We start from the raw sequence: 19,835 nt of genomic DNA, 5'->3' as shown, positions 1-19,835 counted from the left end.
GGTGCCCGGCCCGCGTGCCGCCCGGTCGCTCCGTTCAGCGGGGAACGGACCGGATCAGCAGCAGCGCGATGTCGTCGGTGCGGTGCCCTCCGTGACCGGCCCGGTCGACCAGGGCGTCGGCCAGCCGGTCGAGCGGGGCGCCGCCGTGGCGGGCCAGCGTGGCGGTCAGGTCGGCCAGTGCCCGGTCGAGGTCGCCGCCGGGCGTCTCGATCAGGCCGTCGGTGTACAGCGCCAGCGTGGTGCCGATCGGCAGGTCGACGTGGACCTGCGGGTAGTCGGCGTCCGGGTCGACGTTCAGCACCAGGCCGACGAGCGGCTCCAGCGCGGCCGCCCGGCCGCCCGGGCCGTAGAGCAGGGGCACCGGGTGGCCGGCGTCGGCCAGCCAGGCCTCGCGGCGGGCGAGGTCGACGAGCAGGTAGGCGCAGCTGGCCAGCAGGGACGTGTCCAGGTCGGCCACCAGCCGGTTGGTGCGGGACAGCACGGTGCTCGGATCGGCGTCGGCCGCGGCGAACGCCCGGACGGCGGTGCGGACCTGGCCCATCAGCGCGGCGGCGTTGACGTTGTGGCCCTGGATGTCGCCGATCACGACCGCCACGGAGTCGGGCCCCACCCGGATGAGGTCGTAGAAGTCGCCGCCGATGTCCATGCCCTCGGTGGCCGGCAGGTAGCGGGCGCTGACCTCCAGGCCCGGGACGTCCGGCAGCGCGCGGGGCAGCAGGCTCTCCTGGAGGCCGTGCGCCAGGCCCAGCTTGGTGTCGTAGAGCCGGGCGCGGTCCAGGGCCTGGGCGATCAGTCCGCCGAGCGAGGTGAGGACGGCGCGTTCCTCCAGGTCGAAGTGGTGCGGCTCGGCGAAGGCCAGCACGCAGGTGCCGATCAGTCGGCCCGAGGTCACCAGCGGGAGGTAGGCCCAGGCGGCCATGCCGTCCTGCGTCTCCTCGCGGCCCGGGTAGAGCCGTTCCAGTTCCGCACGGGACTCGAAGTACGCCGGCACCGGGTTGGTCGACGCCTGGACACCGGGCGTGGACTCGGTCAGCGCGGTGCCGTCGAACCGGTCGACCAGCCCGGGCGGGTAGCCGCGGTGGCCGACGATGCGCAGCCGGCCCCCCTCGGCCATCAGCACCGCCACGGCCTGGCCCCCGAACGCCGGCACGATCTGCTCGGCGACCATGGTCACCACGTCCTGCACGGTGACGGCCTCGGTCAGCGCGCCCGCGAGGTGGAGGAGGTGGTACAGCGCTCCGGGCCGGGTGTGTGCCACCCCCTTCGCCCGGGATCCGGCGGGCGGCTCGCGGCCGGCGGCGTCGGCGGGGGCGATCCGCACGGTCAGTCCGGACGGGTCCGGGAAGAGCTCGAACGACAGCCACCGGTCCGGCGGCCGCAGCGCGACGAAGGAGTTCGGCTGCCCGCTGATCACCGCGGCCCGGTAGTGGTACTCGTACACCGGGTCCCGCAGCCACGGCAGGACCGCCCAGGGCCGGGCGCCCAGCAGCCGCCCGACCGGCACGCCCAGCAGCCCGGCAGCGGTCGGCGTGACCGCCGCCAGCTTGCCGTCCAGGTCGAGGTCGCACACGCCCTCCGGGAGCCGGGCCGCCATCGCGTCGAGCGGGGGGACGGGGCCCAGCTCCGCCACCCCGGGTCGCGGGCCCGCCCGCGCCGGCCGGCCCGCCTCGGCCGCATCCGCCAGCACCGCGGCCAGGCGCGCGGCGAACGCGCCGAGCCGGTCCCGTTCACCGGGCGCCAGCTCGGAGGGGTGCGCGGCCGGCCAGAGCATGAAGACCGACCCGTACACGGTCCGCCCCGAGACGAGCGGAGCGGCCACCAGGCAGAACGCGTACGGCATGGCGACCGCGACCCTCGGGTAGCTGCGCGCCATCTCCTCCGCACCGCCCACCCAGACGATCCGACGGCTGCGCACCGCTTCGGCCACCGGGACCGGTGCGGTCATGCCGACGCGCTGCCACGGCCTGGTGAACTGCCGGGAGGCCCCCAGCGTCAGGGCCAGTTCGAGCAGCTGCCGGTCCTCCGAGATCAGGTAGAGCCCGCCGATGTGCGCGTCGAGCCAGGCCGGCGCCGACCGCAGGATCCGCGCCGGCTCGTCGAGGCCGCGCCCGACCGGAGCCCCGGCGGCGTCGTGACCGGGCCCCGCCGACCGATGCCACGGCACGCCCATCAGGAGCACCCCATTCGAACCGACCAGTGAACCCGTAGGCCCCCTCCCATAGTGGCCCGGCCCGCACCGTACGTCCCGTCGTGCCCGGCGCGGTCCTGCGCGCCCCTCGCGCTCCGGCGTGCGAGCCCGTCGAGAGGCCGACCACGGGTTGACAGCGCTCTCGACGAAGAAGCTACGTTGGGTAGCGACTTGAACACGTGAGGCGATTCCGCGTGCTCGCCGCCCGCCCCCAGACGAGTCCGGGCCCGGCCGCACGCCCCCGCACGACCACGACCCCACCCCGCACGGCGCGGTCAGCCGCGCACCCCAGGAGACACCCATGGAGAACCCCCTCGTCGAAGGCTCGGCCGCTGACCGCGCCCACTGGCGGACCTGTCGGCAACTGGCCCGCGAGTTGCTGCTGGTCGGCCCGGACGACGACGACCTGAAGCTGCGCTACCTCGACGTCCTGATCAAGGACGGCCTCCCGGAGACGACCGAACCCAAGGACGTGCTGATCATCGGCGCGGGCATCGCCGGCCTCGTCGCCGGGAAGCTGCTCAAGGACGCCGGGCACAACGTCACCATCCTGGAGGCCAATGCCAGCCGGGTGGGCGGGCGGATCAAGACCTTCCGCACCACCGGCGACGGGACCGACGGACCGTTCTACGACCCCGAGCAGTACGCGGAGGCCGGGGCGATGCGACTGCCCGGCTTCCACCCGCTCACCCTGGCCCTGGTCGACCGCCTCGGCCTCGACCGGCAGCTCTTCTTCAACGTCGACGTCGACCCGGACACCGGCAACCAGAACGCGCCCGTCCCGCCGGTGGTCTACGAATCCTTCGAGCCCGGCAAGGTCTGGACGTACGGCGCGGACAGCCCCGACTTCCGCGAACCGGCCAAGCGCTTCAACTCCTGGATCCGGACCAACCGGATCCAGGCCCGCCGCAGGGAGTACTCCGCCGACCCGAGCTGCGTCAACGAGGGCTTCCACCTCACCGGTGACGAGGTGCGGATCACCGCCGCCGAGATGGTCAACCAGGCGCTGGAACCGGTCCGCGACTACTACTCGGTGATCGAGGACGGCCGGCGGGTGAACAAGCCGTTCGCCGAGTGGCTCGACGGCTGGGCCCGGGTGATCCGCGACTTCGACGGCTACTCGATGGGTCGCTTCCTGCGCGAGTACGCGGGCTTCAGCGACGAGGCCATCGAGGCGATCGGCACCATCGAGAACATGACCTCGCGGCTCCACCTGGCCTTCTTCCACACCTTTCTGGGCCGCAGCGACATCAACCCGAACGCCACCTACTGGGAGATCGCGGGCGGCAGCTGGAAGCTGCCCGACGTGCTCGCCCGGGAGCTCCGGCACGAGCTGAGGATGGGCGAGCGGATGATCCGGATGGAGTACTGGGACCCGCGCCGGGACGGCGGCGGGGCGCGGAACGTCGGCCCGACCGGTCCGCAGGTCGCCGTCCAGACCGTCCCCGAGGACGACCCGGAGGCCGAACCCACCACCTGGAAGGGCGACCTCGCCATCGTCACCGTCCCGTTCTCCGCCCTGCGGTTCGTCCAGGTGACACCCCCGTTCTCGTACAAGAAGCGCCGGGCGATCATCGAGACCCACTACGACCAGGCCACCAAGGTGCTGCTGGAGTTCTCCCGCCGCTGGTGGGAGTTCACCGAGGCGGACTGGAAGGTCGAACTCGACTCCATCGCCCCCGGGTTGTACGAGTACTACCAACGGGCGGGCGAGGACGACGCCGAGGCGGCCGCGGCCGCCGCCCACAACGGCCACCGGCCTCCGCGCAACCTGCCGGAGATGCTGCTCGGCGCGCACGCGAGCGTGGACGAGCACCGGATCAGCCGGGGCCAGCAGGACGTCTACCGGAACACCCCGCTCCTGCGGGCCAGCGTGCGCCCCGCCACCGACTGCTTCGGCGGCGGCTCGACCACCGACAACCCGAACCGCTTCATGTACTACCCCTCGCACCCGGTGCCCGGCGGCGACGGCGGCGGCGTCGTGCTGGCCGGCTACAGCTGGTCGGACGACGCGGTGCGCTGGGACTCCATGGAGGACGACGAACGGTACGTCTACGCGCTGCGCAACCTCCAGTCGGTGCACGGCCGGCGGATCGAGGTGTTCTACACCGGCTACGGCAAGACCCAGAGCTGGCTGCGCGACCCGTACGCGTTCGGCGAGGCGGCGGTGTACACCCCGCACCAGATGACCTCCTTCCACCTCGACGCGGTCAAGCCGGAGGGCCCGGTGCACTTCGCCGGCGAGCACGTCTCGCTCAAGCACGCCTGGATCGAGGGCGCGGTGGAGACCGCCGTCCGGACGGCCATCGCCGTGCACGAGGCACCACCGCCGCCGCCCCTCGCGGAACCGGAGGCCCGGCCCGAGGTCCGGGTCCGACGGGACGCCCGGCAGGAGAGCGGAGCGGACAGCCGCCAGGAGAGCAGGCCGGAGGCGATGCGCTCATGAGCGGCGGCGACGAATGGACGGTGGCCCGCTACCTGGCCACCCGGCTGGAACAGCTCGGCATCCGGCACCTGTTCGGGGTGCCGGGCGACTTCCTCGGCCCGTTCCTGACGATCATGCAGGACACCACCTCCGTGCGCTGGATCGGCACCCCCACCGAGATGGGCGCCGGCTACGCCGCGGACGCCTACGCCCGGGTCCGGGCCGCGGACGCCGACCGGGACAAGCCCGAACACGGCGTCGGCGCCGTCGCGGTCACCTACGGGGTGGGCGCGTTCAGCCTGCTCAACACCATCGGCGGCGCGTACGTCGAGGACGTCCCGCTGATCGCGATCAACGCGGCGCCCTCCTACGAGCAGTGGCTCAACCAGCAGGCCGTCGGCCTGCTCACCTCCCACATGAGCCCGCGCCGGGAGAGCAACCTCGACGTCTACCGGCAGGTCACGGTGGACGCGCAGATGCTCTCCAACCCGGGACTCGCCCCCTCCCAGATCGACAGCGCCATCACCGCCTGCCTGACCGAGCGCAAGCCCGTCTACCTGGAGGTGATGGAGGACCTCTGGCACGCGCCGTGCGAGCCCCCGAAGGGCGAACTCCGCTCCCACGAAAGGCCGTTCACCCAGCGGAACAAGGACATGCTGGAGAAGGCCGTCACCGCCGCGGTGGAGCTGATCAGGAAGTTCGGCACCCCGATCGTCTGGGCCGGCGAGGAACTCGTCCGCCGGCGGCTGGAGGACGAACTGCTGGACTTCGTGCAGACCACCCGGATGCAGTTCTGCACCACGGTCGGCGCGAAGTCCGTGGTCTCCGAACGGCACCCCCTGTTCGCCGGCGTCTACAACGGCAAGGCGAGCCTGCCGGAGATCCGGAAGACCTTCAAGAACGCCGGCTGCCGGATCGGCCTGGGCACCTGGTCCACCTCCAAGAACCTCGGCGGCGAGCAGTCGATCGGCGACGACTGGATCGTGGCCGCCCGCGACGGCGTCAGCGTCGGCGCCTCGTACTTCCCCGAGGTCCGCCTCGGCCGGTTCGTCCCGGCACTGCGCGACGCGCTCGCGGGACAGACCTTCGAGGCCGACCACTTCGCACTGGCGCACGCAGCCGGCCTGGACGTCCCGGCCAGCACCGCCGACTTCCTCGACTCCCTGAGCACCGACCGCTACCCGTCGGAACTCACCTACGACAGCTTCTTCCAGCACGTCAACCACTTCCTGGAGCACCGCGCCACCGGCGGGGACCCGGAAGCGCCCTCCCCGTTCACGGTGGTCTCGGACGCGGCCTTCGCCCTGCTCGGCTCGATGAACCTGCGGATCACCGAACGGGCCGGCTTCCTGGCGCAGAACAGCTGGCTGTCCATCGGCTACTCCGTCGGCGCGGCCACCGGCGTGGCACTCGGCCGGCAGCAGCCACTGAAGCGCCCGCTGGTGTTCGTCGGGGACGGCTCCTTCCAGGAGATCTGCCAGGAACTGTCCACCCAGGTGCGCCACCACCTGCGCCCGGTGGTCTTCGTCCTCGACAACGAGGGCTTCTACGGGATCGAACAGATGCTGGTCAGCCCCTGCTACTACAAGGACAGGCCCTCCAACGGCGCCGACTTCTACAACGTGCTCCACCCCTGGCGGTACGAGAAGCTGGCCGAGGTGTTCGGCACGGACAAGGACCGGATGCACGGGTACGAACTGACCACCCACGCCGAACTCGACGCCCTCCTGGAGGACCTCGCCAACGCCGGCAACGACGTCAACCACGCGCCGATCCTGGCCCGGGTGCGGCTCAGCCGGCACGACTACCCGAAGGCCCTGCAGTACAGGATCGACGAGAAGTGCGGGTAGCCGGGCAGCCGGGCAGCCGGGTAGCCGCACCGGTCCCCGTCCCGACGGGGGCCGGTGCGGTACGTCGTGCGGTGCGTCGTGAGGGGCCGTCGTGCGGGATCAGGCCGGCGACAGGGATCTGGCAAGGTCCTCGGCCTCGCGCAACTGCTCGACGCCCAGGCACCGGAGGTCGCGGAGCAGCAGGGCGGCGTCGGTGACGGCCCCGCTCGGCGCCGCGGCGTCCGCCGGCAGCGGGAGGCCGACGACCGCAGCGAGGTCCGCCGCGGGCAGGGCCAGGACGATGGCGAGGTCGGTGACCAGGTCCGCGGTCAACTCGGCCTCACCGGAGGCGATCCGGCCGTAGACGGTGGCCATCCGGGAGTGGCCGGTCAGCAGCTGGACGGCCTTCGCCGTCCCGTTCCAGCCGAGGTTGCGGGTGGCGACCATCCGCATCACCAGGTTCCCCGGGGTGTGCCGGTCCGGCACCGAGGCGGGCAGGCCCTCGATCCGGCCCCGGTGCCGCGCGGGCGGCAACTCGGCGACCCGGGAGCGCAGTTCGGCCCGCGCCGCGGGCGGGAGCGCCAGGGCGAACCGCACCACACCGGTGATCGTGGTGGTCGCCATCCCGCCGGCCGGAGCCAGGTCCTCCGGAAGTGGGAGGGCTGCAAGCTGGAACAGGTCGGCGGCGTCCAGGCCGAGGGCGGGCCCGAGCCTGCGCAGCAGCGCCGGCTCCGGCGCGGCACCGGCGAGCAGCGCGGCCACCTCGGCCTCGGCCACCCCCGGTCCGGCGGCCGGCTCCGGTCCGGCGGCCTCCGGCTCCGCGGCCTCCGTGCGCCGGGCCAGGTCGGCGGGTGTCAGCCCCCGGTGGTCCAGCAGGCGGGCCAGCAGGTCGGCGAAACCGGGGAGCGCGATCATGACCGCCAGCATAGGCGTCCGGCCGGCCCTCCCGCCCGGGGAACCGGGGTGCACGAACCGACCCTGACGCAGAGACCCGTACACCGTCACGGACCTCCGTACACCGTCACGGGTCCCCGTACACCGTCACGGCCACCTGCGCCGCGCGGGCCGACGGCGGGGAAGGACCGTGGTGGCGCGACGACCTCGCGCCGCCCGCAAAGGCGGGCCGGGGTCGGCCGTCACCCCGACCCGGCCGCCCCTGCGGGGGCTATGAAACCACGAATCCGGCGCTCCCCCTCAATCGCCGCCGGCCGGCCCACCACCCCGCCGTGACCTGCGTGTTCGCGATCCGGACCGGGCGGGAACGAACGGCCGTTCGCACCGGCGGCGCGAGTCGGCCCCGATGCCCCGCCCACCCCGTGCGGGGGGACCGGCCGCGCCGGGTCAGCCCAGGACGGCGGGGTCCTCGGCGAGTTCGGCGAGCAGCGCGTCCAGCTTGGCGCGGTCGACCGAGGGCATCACGAAGACGTGCACGTAGCTGCGGCGGGTGGACTCGTCGCCCGGGACGAGCAGCACGTCCTGCGAGGACAGCGACCACTTCGCCACCAGCTCGGCGCTCGGCTTGCGGAACCGCACCGTGACGGCGCCCGGGGTGCGGGCCGGCCAGAGCTCGACGCCGAGCTCCTGCTCCATGGCCAGCAGGCGCCGCTCCAGGTAGTCGGCGAGTTCCTGCGCGGTCCGGATCCGGTCGACCTGGTCCTGGTAGGAGTGGCGGGACAGGTGGTCCCAGAGGATCAGCGGGGAGAAGCCGTTGCGGGAGCCGGCGAAGGTGGTGTCGGGCGCGCCTATGTAGTCCGGCTGGGACGGCGGCGAGATCTGGTACTTCACCTTGGTCATGTAGATGCCGCAGGGCCACGGGGCGCCGGCCCACTTGTGGCCGCTCATCGCGATCGAGGAGACCATGTCGACCACGCCGGACCCGGCGGTGGGCAGGGCGAGCCCGAAGTCGAACTCCGGCAGGTCCGTCTCCGGCATCCAGCCGTACGCCGGGTCCTGGGAGGCCATCCGCAGGAACGGCGCGTAGCCCGCGCCGAGGGCGCCGTCCACGTGGATCCAGAAGCCGCGGCGCACGTCGACCAGCGGCTGCCCGGTGTCCGGGCACGTCCCGTACACCACCTCGCGGCGCACCAGGCCGTACCGCTCGAAGATCGGCAGCAGGCGCTCGCAGACCGTCCGGACGTCGTCGTGGGCGCCCTTGAAGGTGCTGCCCAGGTTGAGGTTGACGAAGACCGGGTGCCCCTTGGCGGCGAAGAACTCGACCAGCACGGTGAGCGCGTCGACGTCGATCTCGCCCGGGCCGTCCCAGGAGTACCCGGACGGGCCCGGGCGGGACGGCACCTCGGCCGGCCACTCGCGGCGCCCGGTGGCCGGGTCGACCAGCGGGCACTCGTCCGGGTACAGCTCCAGGCCGACGGCCTGGAAGGTCTCGACGGCCAGCACCCGGACGGCCTTGGCGAAGGAGTAGTGGGTGTCCTCGGAGTAGAACGCGACCGGCCGGTGCGCGTTCGGGTTGTCCCGGTCGGGCGCGGCCTGGACGTAGCGCACCTCGTCCCGGGGCGCGGCCGGCGGGTGGATCAGCGCCTTGCCGCTGAGGTAGTCGCGGGCGTTCCAGAGCGCGTACATGTTGCCCTCGGTCGAGCCCATGGACAGCATGTAGCCCCAGTACGACTCGGGGTCGGCGGGGTCGTGCGGGCGCTGCGCGTTCCACAGCTGCGCGTAGTAGTCGAGGACGGCGCGCTCGATGACCTTGGTGTTCGGCTTGTAGCCGCCGCTCTGGAACGGGTCGCCGAGGTTGTTGATGTTGTTCGGCATGAACCGGGCCAGGTCCAGCGCGGTGCCCTGCATGTCCTGGGTGGCCTGGTAGCCGACCAGGTGCTTGCGCTTGCGCGTCAGGTACTCGTCCACCGTGTCCAGCGCGCGCAGCCGACGGTCGTCGTCCAGCCCGGCCGCGGGGAGCACGAAGTCACCGCCGTCCAGCTCCGGGCCCGGGTCGACGGCGGCCGCGGCGGCGGTCGTGGGCGCAGGCGCGGCGAAGGTGGCGGTCGGGCTCATGGGCGGGGCGCTCCGGGCGTGGTGTGGGGGGCGAGGGGCGTTCGCCGCTCGCGCCCAGGATGGAACTTCCCGGCGATCCTGGGAAGCTCCCCCGAAGAACATTCGGTCGAATCCCGAACGGGTTTGCAGATCGACGGAATCGGCTGGAATCCTGGCGGTCATGCCGAACAATCCGCAGCGCGAGCGGCCCCCGATCGACGACACGGACCGGGCGATCATCCGAGCCCTGGCCGACAACGCCCGCCTCCCGAACAACGCCCTCGCCGAGACGGTGGGCATCGCCCCCTCCACCTGCCTGGCCCGCGTCCGCGCCCTCCAGGACCGCAACGTCATCCGCGGCTACCGCGCCGAGGTCGACCCGGCGGCCATCGGTCTGCCGCTCCAGGCGATGATCTCGGTCCGGCTGCGCGCCCACACCCGTGAGCAGAACGAGAGCTTCCGCAGCACCGCCCCCGACCTGCCCGGCGTCCTGGCCGTCTTCCACATGGCCGGCTCCGACGACTACCTCCTTCACGTCGGCGTCGCCGGCCCCGAGTCCCTGCGCGACTTCGTCGTCGACCACCTCACCACCCACCCGGCGGTGGCCCAGACCCGCACCAACCTGATCTTCGAACAGATACCGGGCCGCCGGTACCTGGGGCCCGCCTGACCGCACCTGCCGGGGCGGCCCCACCGGGCGCGCCGGATCCCCGGGGCGGTCCGTCAGGCGCCGGAGGCCAGCCCGCGGCCCTGATCCAGGAACTCCACGATGCCCGACACGCCACCGAGTTCACGGATCGTCCGGGCGGCACCGAACGGCGCGTTCCAGAACCCGCCCTGCCGCGGGGTGTGCGGGCCGACGTACGCGTACGGCTCCGGCCGGTGCACGTCACCGAGCGAGACACCGTAGTTGACGTCGTCGAGGGTCACCGCGATGTCGAAGTGCTCGGGCCAGATGACCGGTTCGGCGTCCGCGGACAGCCCGCGCAGCGCGGCGTCACCGAGGGCGAAGCAGTGCAGCAGCCGACGGGCGGCGGCCGGGTCCACCTCGATCGCGTCCTCGACGCCGCCCGAGCCGTCCGGGTAGAGCCCGGCGGGAGCACCGACCGTGATCCCGAGGGCCGCGCCGATCACGGTGCAGGACGTGCGTTCGAGGGACAGCACCTGCCCCGGCGCGACCAGCTCCGCGCCGATCACCCGCAGCCGCGGCTCGACCGTGGTGGCGAAACCGCCCGCACAGGCGCGCAACCGGATCGTGCCGCCGACCCGGTACTGCGGGCCGGCCAGGACCAGCTCGGCCACCGCGTGCAGCGCGCGGCGGGTGCGTACGACCGTCTCGGTGTCCATGGGGACCATGCTCCCCCGGGACGGCGTCCGTGTCCGGGCGACGCACCCGGCCCGCGCCGGTCAGCAGCCCGGCGGCCGGACGGGACGGGGTCAGGCCGGCGAGACGGCCACGCCGAGGGAGTCCGCCCCCATCGGCTTCGGGGCGCCCTTCTCGTAGAACACGTCGACGTCGGTCAGGACGAAGCCCGCCTCGGCCAGCAGCTCGGTGACCGGACGGGTCAGGTGACATCCCGCGAACAGCCGCTGCTCCAGCGGGTCGAGGCGGCGCTGCCAACGGCGCACGGCCTCGTCCTCCGCCGGCGCCAGGCCGTGCTCGACGAAGTGCAGCGTCCCGCCGGGCCGGAGGACGCGCCGCACCTCGTGGAGCGCCGCCTCGACGTCCGGGACGGTGCACAGTGTCCAGGTCGACAGCGCCGCGTCGAAGCTGTGGTCCGGGAACGGCAGCACCTGACCGTCCAGGCCGCCGCGCTCCACCGGGACGGGGGCCGCCGCCACCCGCTCGGCCGCGAGCTTCCACCCCACGTCGGAGGGGTCCACCGCGGTCACCCGGGTCACGGCCGCCGGGTAGAACGGGACGTTCAGCCCCGAACCGAACCCGATCTCCAGGACATCGCCCTCAAGGCCCTCGCAGACCCTCCGCCGGAGGTGCGTGGCCTCCTTCGTCCCACAGACGACGTTGACGATCCGCGGCACGACCTGATCGGCGTAGAACCCCATCACGACCTCCAGCCCTCATGACCAGTCTGGCACCGAGCCGGGCCTCCGCCCAGTGCCGGCCGACACTCCCGATCGCTCCGGGCGACCAGGACCGCCCCGGCCCGACGACCGGCGGCGACCGGCAGTGACCGGCAGTGACCGGTGTCCGCCGGTCACCACTGGGCGACCTTCGACGACCGCGCGGCCGACCGCGACACGACGGCCCGGCGGCGCGGTGGGAGTCCGCGCGGCCGGGCCGCCACCGGGGTGCGGTCGGGTCAGTGCTGCCAGACCCGCACGTAGTCGACCTGCATGTCGGCCGGGGCGACGGCCGGGTACTTGGAATCGACCGCGTTGTCGAGGATCAGGTACATCGGCGCCGAGGTGACGCCGGTCGTGATCTGCCCGACCTTCACACCGTCGTAGTAGTAGGTGACCGAGCCCGGGGCCCATTCCGCGCCGTAGGTGTGCCATCCGCTGAAGTCGCCGTGGGCGCAGCCGCCGGGGCCGCCGGCGTCGGAGTGGAAGTGGTAGCAGGCCTCGCCGCCCAGCCCCTCCATCACGTCCAACTCACCGTCGGTCGGCCAGTTCTGGCCGTCCGCCCAGAAGGCGGGCCAGTTGGCGACCTGCGAGCCGGACGGCGGCAGGTAGATCCGGGACTCGAACGCGCCGTAGGTGAACTGGGCCTTGCCGTTGGTGTTGATCAGACCCGACGTGTACGGGTAGGTCTTGCCATTCACCGTGGCCGGCTTCTGCACCGCCGCCAGGTGCAGACTGCCACCGCTCACCGACACCTGGGACGGCGAGTACGCGGCGGCCTCCTGCGAGTTCACCGGCTGGGTCGTGCAGGTGCTGCAGCCGAACCAGTTGGGGTTCCACTTGGCGGCGTCGAGCGAGCTGCCGTTGAACTCGTCCGCGAAGACCGAGTGCCAGGCGCCCGGGATCCCCAGCGGCCCGCCGGCCGCACCGGCCGTCGGCGTGGCCGTGGCGGTCGACGACGGGGACGCCGTCGCGGTGGCCGTCGGCGAGGGCGTGCCGGTCGCGGTGGCCGTCGGCGAGGGCGTGCCGGTCGCGGTGGCCGTCGGCGAGGGCGTGCCGGTCGCGGTGGCCGTCGGCGAGGGCGTGCCGGAACCGGTCGCGGTGGCCGTCGGCGAGGGCGTGCCGGAACCGGTCGCGGTGGCCGTCGACGAGGGAGAAGCCGTCGCCTTCCCGGTGCCGGTGGCGGTGGCCGCGGCCGTGGGCGACGGGCTCGATGCCGGAGCCGAGGCAGACGGCGAAGCGGACGGCGCCGCGGAGGTGGCACCCGAGGTGAAGCTGTTCACCGGGTTCAGGTTGTGCCAGCGGTCGCCGCTCTCGTACGCCACGAAGTACGTGTACGTGCCCGCCGGGAAGGTCCGGCTCGCCGGTGTGAAGGTGAGCTGCGACGAGGTCAGCGTCGCGGGAACCGCACCGCGGAAGTCGTAGTGCGCGCCGTCGGCCGACCGCACCGCGACGGTCAGTGCCTGGACCGAGGTCTGGCGGGTGGCGTGCAGCTTCGCGGTCGCCGTCACCGGACTGTCGGCGCCGGGACCGGTGGGCGTGATCGAGATCGAGTCGACCACCACCGGTTCGGCCCGTGCGCCCGGCACGGCCCAGGCGGCCGCGCCGGTTCCGGTGGCAGCCAGCGCGATCCCGAGCGCGAGGAACCGGCGCCGGCCGCCGGTCGTGCTGTGGCGGTGCTTGGAGTGTTTCGGCATACGAGGGAGGACCCTTTCGTCCCCCCTCTGCTGTGGACTCGCAGCAGCCTGAAGGAGGGATGGTCCGTATGCAAGCCTCGATGCCGCGGCCGGACCGGTGGCATCGATCGCCGACCCGGTCAAGTCTCCTGGTCGGACGCCCTTTCGGGACATCGCCGTCGGCCGGTTGTGAGTTGGCGCACAGCCGACCGGCCCGCATCCGCCGTCCACCGCGTGCCGGCGGCGGGCCGACCCGGCACCACGCCCGGGTGCGCACGGCCGACGGTGCCGACGCCCGACGCCGCCGGGCCGGCTACAGAAGTCCGTGCAGCCGGTGCTCGGATCGTCCGTCCGTGCGCCGGATGGCGACGACGGCCGCGTCGTCGCCGAGCCGCCCGCCGGCATGGGCCAGCAGATCGCGGCGGATGTGGTTGACCAGCGCCTCGGGCGTGCTGCCGACCCAGCGGGCGACCCGGTCCGCGAACGGGTAGAACGCACCGGAACGGTCACGGGCTTCGACCACGCCGTCGGTGTAGAGCAGCAGGGTGTCCCCGATCTCGAAGGGGAACGTGTCGTCCGGGTAGTCGGCGGCGGCCAGTACGCCGAGGCCCAGGGGCGGCGCGGCGCCCGCGCCGTCGAGGCTGACCACGCGGTCGTGGCGCAGCAGCAGCGGCGGCGGGTGTCCGCAGTTGGTCATGCGGGCCACCGGGGCATCGTCCGGGATGTCGAGGAACAGGGCGGTGACGAAGTGCTCGGCGGCCTCCCGGTCGGTCTCGGCGAAGTCGACCAGGTACCGGCCGACGTTGTCGTCCAGCGTCCAGGCGAGGTGGGGCAGTGTCTCGTGCTGGGCGGCGATGAGCCGGAAGGCGCTGAGCAACAGGGCGGACTCCCCGACGGCGGCCAGTCCCTTCCCCCGGACGTCCCCGACGATCACGCGCGCGCCGTCGGCCGTGCGGGTCGCCGTGTAGAGGTCACCGCCGATCTGTGCCTCGCGCTCGGCAGCCAGGTACACGGTCGCGATCTGCAGCGGGCCGATCCGCTCGGGAATCGGGCGCAGCAGGGCGCGCTGGGCGGCTTCGGCCACCGACTGGGCCCGGGCGAGCTGCCGGTCGCGGCGTTCCCGCACCACCGCGAAGACCACGACCATCATGCACAGCACGGTGAGGGCGATGAGCTGCGCCGGGTGGTTGCCGGCGGTCAGACCACCGCGCAGGACGGCGATGAGGAGGCCGACGGCGACGGTGAGCGCCGCGACGACGGCGGTCACCCGCGGCCCGGCGAAGGACGGGGTCAGTGCGGGAGCGATCACCAGCAGCGGGCCGAGGCGGATCGACTCGGGCGACCGGACGATCACCACGAGGAGCACCGCGAGGAGGCCGATGGGCACCAGCACCAGGGCCGGGATCCTCCCCCAGGGCCTCTCGCCGACCGAGCGCCGTTCGACGTCCATGCCGTCCAGGATGCGCCAGGCACGGGGACCGGCACGTCCGGCACGGTGCGAGCCCCCCACCGGACCCCCGTACGGCGTACGCCACACAGCGACGGCCCGCACGATCCGGCGTACCGGGCCGGGCCGGTCGCCGAGGCCGTCGACGGCTCCGGCCCGGTCGGCGACGACGACGACGCCGAGCGGACGTTCACCACCGACGGCCTGCGCACCGAACTCCCGGAGCCGGGCGGCCATCTGCTCTGCCTCCTCGACGCGGTCACCGGCCCGGACGAGGAGACCGACCTGCCGGCCGACGTCGAGCGGGCCTGCGAGCGCCCGGGCCAGGCCGGGCCGCGGCCGCGGGCCGTGTCGTGCTTGACTCGTGCGGTCGGCACCAGCACAGTGCGGATCCATGACCACCGACGCGATCTTCCTGGGCTTGGGGCTGACAGCGGTGCTCGCGGTCGGCTCCCAGGTGCTGGCGAGGTGGCTGCGCGTCCCCGCGCTGATCGTCCTGCTACCGGTCGGGTTCACGGCGGGCGCGCTCACCGACGACCTCGACCCCGAGCGGCTGCTGGGCCCGGCCTTCTCCCCCCTGGTGTCGCTCTCCGTGGCGTTGATCCTCTACGACGCGGGCCTCGGCCTGGACCTGAAACACCTCCGGGGACACAACCGGCGCGTCGTGGTCAGGCTGCTCCTGATCGGCGTGGTGGTCACCGGGACGGCCGCCGCCCTCCTCGCGGCACAGTTCCTGGGTATGTCCTCCCGTGCCGCGCTGATGCTCGGCGCGATCCTCGTGGTCAGCGGCCCGACGGTGGTCGGGCCGCTGCTCAACTTCGTGCGCCCGGTGGAGCGGCTGCAGCAGATCCTCACCTGGGAGGGTTCGCTGATCGACCCGATCGGCGCGATCCTGGGCGCCCTGGTCTTCCACTCGGTCATCGCGAGTACCCATGCCCATGTCGGCGAGCGGGCCGGCCAGTTGCTGCTGAGCGTCGCGGTCGGGCTCGCCGGCGCGCTGGTCGGAACGGCGGTGCTGTGGCTGCTGCTGGCCAGGTTCCGGATTCCCGAGCCGCTCGGCACGTCGGTGCAGCTCGCCGCGGTGATCGGCGCGGCGGCGGTCTGCGACGCCCTCCGCGACGACACCGGCCTCATCGCGGCCGTGGCCATGGGCGTGGCCGTCGCCAACCTCCCGTCCTTCGACGTCCCTTCACGCAATCCGTTCTTCGAGATCCTCGTCCAGCTGATCATCGGACTGCTGTTCATCTCCATCTCGGCGACCATCAGCCCGCCCTCGCTCACCGGCCTCCTGCTCCCGACGCTCGGCCTGGTCGCCGTGCTGGTCGTCGTTGTCAGACCGCTGGTGGCGGCGCTGTCCACGCTCGGAACCGACCTTCCGCAGGGCGAACGCGCCTTCATCGGCTGGATGGCCCCGCGCGGCATCGTCGCGGCAGCCACGGCCTCGACCTTCTCCACGACGTTGGTCGCGGACGGTGTCGGCGGGGCCGCGAAGATCCTTCCCGTGACCTTCCTGGTCATCGTCGCCACGGTGGCGGTCTACGGATTCACCGCGGTACCGGCCGCGAGGTTGCTGGACGTCAGGCGTTCCGCCCGCTCGCGGCCCTTGCTGGTCGGCGGCGCGCTCTGGGTGGTGGAACTCGGCCAGGTCCTCCGCTCGGCGGGCCTGGACGTGCTGATGTGGGCCGGCCTCGAACCGGAGCGCGAACGGATCAGGGCGACCGGCCTGGAGCTGGCGCCGGGTGAGCTGCTGGCGGCGGCCACCGGGCAGGGCGCGGAACTGGAGGGCATCACGGCCGTCCTGCTGCTGACCGACGAGGACGACTTCAACGCGCTCGCCGCGACGATCCTGCAGGGCAGCGTCGAGGGCGCGGTCTACCGTCTGGGGCCGCCCCGCGGCAGCCACGGAGTGGTGGCGCCGTACACCGGCGGCGAGATCCTCTTCGGTGAGCCCCTGGTCCGGCCGGAGCTGGCCCGCCGGTACGCCGACGGGGCGCCGGTCGTGGCGAGGCCCGGAGCCGGGGCGATCCCGGCCGGGTACGACCTGCTGTTCCGGATCCGGTCGGACGGCGCGCTCGCCCCGGCCGTGGGCGGCCGCCTGCCGGACGAGGAGGCCGGGGACGTCCTGGTCCTGCTCGGCCCGGCCCGGCGGCCCGAGCCGGGCTGAGCCCGGGCCCGGTGGCGACCCGGGCGACGTCCCCGGCCACGACCGGGCCGTTCGGAGCGTCAGGCGACCGGGTCGTACCAGTCGTCGCCGGCGGGCAGCAACGCGTCGGCCTGCGCCGGGCCCCAGCTGCCCCGGGCGTACGGATGCACCGGCGCGGCGTCCCCCAGCACCGGGTCGACGATCCGCCAGGCGGCCTCCACGGTGTCCTGCCGGGCGAACAGCCAGCGGTCCCCGTCGAGGGCGGCTCCGATCAGCCGGTCGTAGGGGCGCATGTCGGATCCCGGCTGCTGCGCGAAGGCCAGTTCCTCGTGCTGGACCGCCCAGCCCGCGCCGGGGCGCTTCCCGGCGAGGGTGAGCGCCACCCGGGTCTCCGGCCAGACCCGGAACCTCAGGGCGTTCACGGCCTGGACGGGTCGGAGGCCGAACACGTCGTGGGGCGCAGCACGGAACTTGATGGTGACCTCCGTGGCGGTGACCGGCAGGCACTTGCCCGCCCGGATGACGATCGGCACGTCCGCCCAGCGCCAGGAGTCGGACGCGAGCCGGACGGCGGCGTAAGTCTCCACCGTCGACCCCGGATCGACCCCGGGCACCTGGTGGTACCCCTCGTACTGGCCGCGCACGGTGTTCCCGGGCGTGAGCGGGCGCAGCGAGGACACCAGCTGGGCCTTGGTGTCCCGCCACGAGGACAGCCCCTCGCCGGACGGCGGGTCGGCGAGGACGCTCGCGAGGACCTGGAGCATGTGGTTCTGCACCACGTCCCGGATCGCACCGGTGCGGTCGTAGAACCTGCCGCGGTCGGAGACGTCGAAGGACTCGGCCATGGTGATCTGGACGCTCTCGACGTGCGTCCGGTTGAGCAGCGGTTCGACCACCGAGTTGGCGAACCGCGCGAACAGCACGTTCTCCACCGGGTCGAGCCCGAGCCAGTGGTCGACGCGGTAGATCGCGTCCTCCGGGAAGTACTCGTGCATGGTGGCGTTGAGCCGCCCGGCGCTCTCCAGGTCCGTCCCGAACGGCTTCTCGACCATCACCCGGGCGCCCTTGGCGCGGCCGGCCGTCGCGATGCCCCTGGCGATGCGTCCGAACAGCGGGGGCGGCACCTCCAGGTAGTACAGGGCGTCGCCGCCGGGGCCCATGGCCTCGGACATCGCCGTGTAGGTGGCGTCGTCGTCGAGGTCGCCGTCGACGTAGCGCAGCAGTCGGAGCATCTTCTGCGCGGCCGCGCCGTCCGGGTCCATGCCGTTGAGGCGCAGCGAGGCCGCCGCGTAGTCGCGGAACTGCTCCAGGCCCCAGCCGCTCTTGGCCACCCCGACGACGGGGACGTCGAGCACCCCGCGCTCGACCAGGCCGACCAGCGCCGGGAAGGTCTCCAGTTTGGCCAGGTCACCGGTCGCGCCGAAGATCACCAGCGCGTCCATCCGATCGGTCGCCATCTCGGTCTCTCCTGCTCTACTTCAGTCGGGCGGCGATGACGTCGCCGACCCGAAGGGCGTTGGCGATAGCGGTCAGTGACGGGTTCACCGCGCCGATGCTGGGGAAGAAGCTGGTGTCCACGACGTAGAGGTTGTCGAGGTCGTGGGCCTTGCAGTCCACGTCGAGGGCGGAGCTCCGGGGATCGGTACCGAAGCGCACGGTGCCGGCCTGGTGGGCGGTGGCGCCGATGGGCATGCCCTTGTGCAGGTAGATGCTGTGCGGCAGCAGGTGGTGCTCGTGCATGCCGAGGTGGCCGAGCATGCCCTGGAGCTTGTGCCGGAGCCGTTCCAGCCCGGCGATGTTGTTCTTCTCGTCGAGGGCCAGGTGGATGTCGCCGTCCCGGTCGAGGGTGACCCGGCTCTCCGGCAGCGGGAGGTCCTCCCCGCACAGCCAGAAGTCGACCGAGTGGTGCGCGAGCATCTCGAAGGGCAGGTCGGGGGTGACCGCGCCCGCCCAGCGCGGCGCCTCGCCGTGGATCTGGTCGGTGTCGGACTTGCCGAGCATCTGGACGCCGCCGAGCGGGAAGTCCCAGTCGTCGGCGCCCAGGTACCAGTCGTGCAGGGCGAGGGTCTTCTGGAAGCGGGTGGGGTTGGGCTCCTTGGAGACCGCCATCAGCGCCAGGTTGTTGTGCCGCATGTAGTGGCGGCCCACCACGTCCGAGCGGTTGGCCAGGCCGCCCGGGTGCGCGTCGTTCGCCGAACGGAGCAACAGGGCAGCGGAGTTGACCGCCCCGCAGGCCACCACCACGATGTCCGCGCGGAAGGCCGTCGTGGTCCCGTCCGCGAGTTCGGCGACGACCCCGGTGACGGTGCGTCCGGTCGGGTCGGTCTCCAGCCGCCGCACGTTCGCGCCGGTCACCATCGTCACGTTGCCGTGTTCCAGTGCGGGATCGACGCAGATCACCTGCGCGTCGGACTTGGCGCCCAGCAGGCACGGGAAGCCGTCCACCCGGTCGCAGCGGATGCAGGCGCTGGTGCGGGTGGGCCGGCCGTCGCCGTCCTGGGTGAGGTCCACGCCGATCGGCAGGTGGAACGGGTGCAGCCCCTTCTTCTCCAAGTCGTCGCTGAGCTGCTGGATGCGGGGCTCGTGCTCCACCGGCGGGTGCGCGTACTGGGCGCCCGCCGGGCCCTCGGTCGGGTCCTCGCCGTGCCGCCCGTGGACCAGGTAGAGGTGCTCGGCCTGCGTGTAGTACGGCTCCAGGTCCTCGTAGCGGATCGGCCAGGCGGGCGAGATCCCGCCGTGGTGGCGGAGTTCGCCGAAGTCCTCGGGGCGCAGCCGGAACAGCGCGGCGCCGTAGAACTTGGTGTTGCCGCCGACGTAGTAGTTCACCTCGGGCGGGAACCGGTCGCCGTTCTTGTCGTACCAGAACTCGGGGGCGCGGTACCTGCCCGTGACGAAGACCGCGGTGGAGTCCCAGTTGTCCCGCTCCCTCGGCAGGTAGTCCCCGCGTTCCAGGATCAGGACGCGTCTGCCGGTGGGGGCGAGCCGGTGGGCGAGCGTGCCTCCGCCCGCGCCGGTGCCGATCACGATGACGTCGTAGTGCTGGTCGTCGGCCACGCC

The 19,835-nt window shown here is 73.0% G+C and carries 13 protein-coding genes; 4 read left to right on the top strand and 9 right to left on the bottom strand.

All coding sequences use genetic code 11. The annotated features are described in order from the left end of the window. Positions 1-34: 34 nt before the first annotated feature. A complete protein-coding gene (locus AB0D10_RS33245; RefSeq protein WP_360262692.1) occupies positions 35-2,170 on the bottom strand; it encodes a SpoIIE family protein phosphatase in 2,136 nt (711 codons plus the stop codon). A gap of 319 nt (positions 2,171-2,489) precedes the next feature. On the opposite strand from AB0D10_RS33245, the gene AB0D10_RS33240 reads away from it, so the two are divergent. Together AB0D10_RS33240 and AB0D10_RS33235 are read left to right on the top strand one after the other, a co-directional pair. Continuing rightward, positions 2,490-4,634, top strand: a complete 2,145-nt coding sequence (locus AB0D10_RS33240; protein WP_360262691.1) for an NAD(P)/FAD-dependent oxidoreductase — start codon at positions 2,490-2,492, stop codon at positions 4,632-4,634. Continuing rightward, positions 4,631-6,463 (top strand): thiamine pyrophosphate-binding protein, encoded by a 1,833-nt coding sequence (locus AB0D10_RS33235; protein ID WP_360262690.1) that lies wholly within the window; start codon positions 4,631-4,633, stop codon positions 6,461-6,463. The genes AB0D10_RS33240 and AB0D10_RS33235 overlap by 4 nt, the downstream gene beginning before the upstream one ends. Positions 6,464-6,562: 99 nt before the next feature. Here the strand turns inward: AB0D10_RS33235 and AB0D10_RS33230 are convergent, their stop codons facing one another. Further along, a complete protein-coding gene (locus tag AB0D10_RS33230) occupies positions 6,563-7,357 on the bottom strand; it encodes a hypothetical protein (RefSeq protein WP_360262689.1) in 795 nt (264 codons plus the stop codon). Positions 7,358-7,783: 426 nt separating this feature from the next. Then, positions 7,784-9,451, bottom strand: a complete 1,668-nt coding sequence (locus AB0D10_RS33225) for a histidine decarboxylase (RefSeq protein ID WP_360262688.1) — start codon at positions 9,449-9,451, stop codon at positions 7,784-7,786. A gap of 160 nt (positions 9,452-9,611) precedes the next feature. On the opposite strand from AB0D10_RS33225, the gene AB0D10_RS33220 reads away from it, so the two are divergent. Further along, positions 9,612-10,100, top strand: a complete 489-nt coding sequence (locus AB0D10_RS33220; protein ID WP_360262687.1) for an Lrp/AsnC family transcriptional regulator — start codon at positions 9,612-9,614, stop codon at positions 10,098-10,100. 53 nt (positions 10,101-10,153) lie between these two features. On the opposite strand, the gene AB0D10_RS33215 is transcribed toward AB0D10_RS33220, so the two are convergent. From AB0D10_RS33215 to AB0D10_RS33200, 4 genes are all read right to left on the bottom strand, one after another. Then, the gene (locus AB0D10_RS33215) at positions 10,154-10,777 is read right to left on the bottom strand and encodes a hypothetical protein (RefSeq protein ID WP_360262686.1); all 624 of its coding nucleotides are present in this window, start codon (positions 10,775-10,777) and stop codon (positions 10,154-10,156) included. 90 nt (positions 10,778-10,867) lie between these two features. Further along, a complete protein-coding gene (locus AB0D10_RS33210; RefSeq protein WP_360262685.1) occupies positions 10,868-11,494 on the bottom strand; it encodes a class I SAM-dependent methyltransferase in 627 nt (208 codons plus the stop codon). Positions 11,495-11,751: 257 nt separating this feature from the next. Continuing rightward, positions 11,752-13,209 (bottom strand): family 16 glycosylhydrolase, encoded by a 1,458-nt coding sequence (locus AB0D10_RS33205; RefSeq protein ID WP_360262684.1) that lies wholly within the window; start codon positions 13,207-13,209, stop codon positions 11,752-11,754. 292 nt (positions 13,210-13,501) lie between these two features. Continuing rightward, entirely contained in the window at positions 13,502-14,872 is a 1,371-nt protein-coding gene (locus AB0D10_RS33200; RefSeq protein WP_360262683.1) for a PP2C family protein-serine/threonine phosphatase, read from the bottom strand. Between the two features lie 157 nt (positions 14,873-15,029). On the opposite strand from AB0D10_RS33200, the gene AB0D10_RS33195 reads away from it, so the two are divergent. Continuing rightward, positions 15,030-16,799, top strand: a complete 1,770-nt coding sequence (locus AB0D10_RS33195; RefSeq protein ID WP_360262682.1) for a cation:proton antiporter — start codon at positions 15,030-15,032, stop codon at positions 16,797-16,799. 59 nt (positions 16,800-16,858) lie between these two features. On the opposite strand, the gene zwf is transcribed toward AB0D10_RS33195, so the two are convergent. Both zwf and AB0D10_RS33185 read right to left on the bottom strand, forming a co-directional pair. After that, positions 16,859-18,235 (bottom strand): glucose-6-phosphate dehydrogenase, encoded by a 1,377-nt coding sequence (gene zwf, locus AB0D10_RS33190; RefSeq protein WP_360262681.1) that lies wholly within the window; start codon positions 18,233-18,235, stop codon positions 16,859-16,861. Between the two features lie 16 nt (positions 18,236-18,251). After that, positions 18,252-19,832, bottom strand: coding sequence for a GMC family oxidoreductase (locus AB0D10_RS33185; protein WP_360262680.1), 1,581 nt, complete (start codon positions 19,830-19,832; stop codon positions 18,252-18,254). Positions 19,833-19,835: the final 3 nt, after the last annotated feature.

This window comes from Kitasatospora sp. NPDC048545, assembly GCF_040651155.1.
In the GTDB taxonomy this organism is placed as follows: Bacteria; Actinomycetota; Actinomycetes; order Streptomycetales; family Streptomycetaceae; genus Kitasatospora.
The sequence above is the reverse complement of the archived record's forward strand: the minus strand, read 5'-3'. Positions and strand labels throughout refer to the sequence as shown.

What these genes read in the sequence shown, in the direction of transcription:
- AB0D10_RS33215 (WP_360262686.1), bottom strand. Translation starts at nt 10,777, where the DNA reads ATGGACACCGAGACGGTCGTACGCACCCGCCGCGCGCTGCACGCGGTG.
- AB0D10_RS33200 (WP_360262683.1), bottom strand. Translation starts at nt 14,872, where the DNA reads ATGGCCGCCCGGCTCCGGGAGTTCGGTGCGCAGGCCGTCGGTGGTGAA.
- AB0D10_RS33220 (WP_360262687.1), top strand. Translation starts at nt 9,612, where the DNA reads ATGCCGAACAATCCGCAGCGCGAGCGGCCCCCGATCGACGACACGGAC.
- AB0D10_RS33245 (WP_360262692.1), bottom strand. Translation starts at nt 2,170, where the DNA reads ATGGGCGTGCCGTGGCATCGGTCGGCGGGGCCCGGTCACGACGCCGCC.
- AB0D10_RS33210 (WP_360262685.1), bottom strand. Translation starts at nt 11,494, where the DNA reads ATGGGGTTCTACGCCGATCAGGTCGTGCCGCGGATCGTCAACGTCGTC.
- AB0D10_RS33235 (WP_360262690.1), top strand. Translation starts at nt 4,631, where the DNA reads ATGAGCGGCGGCGACGAATGGACGGTGGCCCGCTACCTGGCCACCCGG.
- AB0D10_RS33230 (WP_360262689.1), bottom strand. Translation starts at nt 7,357, where the DNA reads ATGATCGCGCTCCCCGGTTTCGCCGACCTGCTGGCCCGCCTGCTGGAC.
- AB0D10_RS33225 (WP_360262688.1), bottom strand. Translation starts at nt 9,451, where the DNA reads ATGAGCCCGACCGCCACCTTCGCCGCGCCTGCGCCCACGACCGCCGCC.
- AB0D10_RS33195 (WP_360262682.1), top strand. Translation starts at nt 15,030, where the DNA reads ATGACCACCGACGCGATCTTCCTGGGCTTGGGGCTGACAGCGGTGCTC.
- AB0D10_RS33240 (WP_360262691.1), top strand. Translation starts at nt 2,490, where the DNA reads ATGGAGAACCCCCTCGTCGAAGGCTCGGCCGCTGACCGCGCCCACTGG.
- AB0D10_RS33205 (WP_360262684.1), bottom strand. Translation starts at nt 13,209, where the DNA reads ATGCCGAAACACTCCAAGCACCGCCACAGCACGACCGGCGGCCGGCGC.
- zwf (WP_360262681.1), bottom strand. Translation starts at nt 18,235, where the DNA reads ATGGCGACCGATCGGATGGACGCGCTGGTGATCTTCGGCGCGACCGGT.